Source organism: Sandarakinorhabdus sp., from assembly GCF_040398645.1.
Lineage (GTDB): Bacteria > Pseudomonadota > Alphaproteobacteria > Sphingomonadales > Sphingomonadaceae > Sandarakinorhabdus.
Genome location: NZ_JBBATR010000001.1, coordinates 105,639 through 107,780, shown reverse-complemented (window position 1 = coordinate 107,780; position 2,142 = coordinate 105,639). Strand labels below are relative to the sequence as shown.

Sequence of the window (2,142 nt, the reverse complement as noted above, 5' to 3'; positions counted from 1 at the left end):
ATGTGTTAGGCATGCCGCCAGCGTTCGTTCTGAGCCAGGATCAAACTCTCAAGTTATTGCAACCAGCCGCTACGGGGAAAACCGTTTGCGACTGACTGATATTCAGGAGCTTATTCTGTTCACAAGATCACTAACGTAACCGGCATAAAGCCGGTGTGCTTTGTGGTATTGAGACATATAAGCTTTGGTTTAACCACGGTATCCGGAGCCTGAACCCCCGAACCGTGGACCGCCGCCCACATGTCCCTTCATTTTAACCTACGATGAGAAAGAGCGATGCTTGCTTGCCCCCTGCGTTAGCAGGTTCCAAGCCAGCATCTTGTCCGATGTCGGCGGCGAACACATTGTCAGAAGCTTTGCTTCCGATCGGTGGGTTCGTCGTCGGCGACGGGGGCGGTCTATCGTCCGCTTCGAGCATCCCGTCAACAACTTTTTTCCGGTTCGTTCCGATTGCTCGGGCAGTCCCAAATTCCCGGAGCCGCAGTGACTGCCTTCCCACCTTTGGAGTGGGTCTGACGACCGCTGCTGTTGCCTTGGCTTTCGGTTCGGAGCGGTGCTCGTCGTCGGCCGGGAGCGCTCCTCTATGGGCGGACCCCCCGGCTGGCAAGCGGTTTTTTGCCAATTTGTGAAATTATATGTCCCCACCGTGGAAGATGTGAACTCTTCGCCGCTGCACACCCTGCTTACCTGCCGCCAAAGCGGCAGCCGCATCCGCTGCTATGGTGCAGAATCGGCGGCGGCTTCGCTTTTCGGCCGCCCGGCCTGTCCCCTACGCCGGGTTCAGCTGCTGATGTAGTGCTTGAGCGAATCGGCTTCTGCCTCGGCGTCCTCGATTCGGCGCTTCACCAGATCGCCGATCGACACCATGCCAAGCAGTTTGCCGTCGTCCACCACAGGCAGATGGCGAAACCGCCGGTCGGTCATGATTGCCATCGCGTCACTGACACAGGCGTGCGAATCGATCACCGCGACCGGACTGGTCATCACATCACGGGCACTGAGGTCCTGCACCCCGGAACCATGCGTGTGCAGGCATCGGCAGATGTCGCGTTCGCTGACCAGGCCAAGAATATGATCTGCATCGATCACCAGGACAGCGCCGATGCGATGTTCGTGCAGCAAGGCCGCGATCTGGCGAACCGTGGTATCGGTTCCAACAGTGACGAGCGGCTTTTTGCCGACGAGAATCGAACCAATCATGATTCGCGTCTCCCTGTTTGGCGTTGTACGCCGGTTGAACAGGCAAATGATGCGCCGTTCTGCGCAGGAAGGCAAAGGCTCAGGTGGAAGATCTACAATCGGGCAATGGGGCGCCAAAACCCGGCAAAATCCATCCCGGTGGCCGCGACGAGCAATCGGCGGACAGAATTGGCCAACCATCCATCTGGGCGCCATTTCGCAAATTGATGGCGATCACCACTGGCATTGCGATCGCGGCGGTGTTCGCAGCATCTGCCTGGCTCCATGCCAGCGGTGCACCCGCGCGCTGGGAGCTTTATGCAGCCGTCGCGGGCGGCGTTGCCGGCACATTGCTGCTGACCGGCGCACTGATGGGTCTGGTGTTTGTGTCCGCCCGATCAGGCCATGATGACGATGTCGACCGCCGCTCCCACGACAATTGACCGCCTCCTGACGGCGGGCAAGCAATGGCCCGCACTCGGGCGTCCACAACTTGCCCGTGCTCAGGCCTTATTCGGTCCCTGATTCGGTTTCCGTCACGACCTTGCGCGGCCGGCCACGCCGCTTCGGTGCTGCTGGCTCGGCCGAATCGGTTGCTGCCGCAGTGTCAGCAACACTTGCCGGCACCAATGCTGCCGCCGGCATGGCCGTAGGCAGCGGCGCAACGTCCTGGGTGCGTGCCCGAACCGCCCGCCTTGGCGTTTCCGCCTCCAGTTCGCGCGGCGCCGCACTGGCCTCGCGCCGAACAGCAGGCCGGGCAACCGGCGGCGGCAGCGCCTGCAACAGCAATTCGCGTTCATCAACGGCATCCGCCTCAGGCGTCTGACGCTGCGAATCGTCCCGATCGGGACGGCCATCGCGGCGATCACGCTGCCAATCACGGCGGTTACGATCACGGCTGCGATCATCTGAAGGCCGTTCATCGCGGGGCCGCTCATCACGCGGGCGCTCTTCGCGGGGACG

General features: G+C 61.4%; 2 protein-coding genes and 1 pseudogene. 1 reads left to right on the top strand and 2 read right to left on the bottom strand.

Annotated elements, in window-relative coordinates:
- Positions 1-780 precede the first annotated feature (780 nt).
- The gene (locus ABWP50_RS00540) at positions 781-1,200 is read right to left on the bottom strand and encodes a CBS domain-containing protein (RefSeq protein ID WP_353216027.1); all 420 of its coding nucleotides are present in this window, start codon (positions 1,198-1,200) and stop codon (positions 781-783) included.
- A gap of 206 nt (positions 1,201-1,406) precedes the next feature.
- Between ABWP50_RS00540 and ABWP50_RS00535 the strand changes: the two genes are divergently transcribed.
- Positions 1,407-1,622, top strand: coding sequence for a hypothetical protein (locus ABWP50_RS00535; RefSeq protein WP_353216026.1), 216 nt, complete (start codon positions 1,407-1,409; stop codon positions 1,620-1,622).
- Positions 1,623-1,689: 67 nt separating this feature from the next.
- Here the strand turns inward: ABWP50_RS00535 and ABWP50_RS00530 are convergent.
- Positions 1,690-2,142: pseudogene (locus tag ABWP50_RS00530) on the bottom strand (hypothetical protein); the annotation flags it as partial.

Excerpts from the sequence above, each read along its gene's own strand:
- ABWP50_RS00540 (WP_353216027.1), bottom strand. The coding sequence starts at position 1,200 with ATGATTGGTTCGATTCTCGTCGGCAAAAAGCCGCTCGTCACTGTTGGA.
- ABWP50_RS00535 (WP_353216026.1), top strand. The coding sequence starts at position 1,407 with ATGGCGATCACCACTGGCATTGCGATCGCGGCGGTGTTCGCAGCATCT.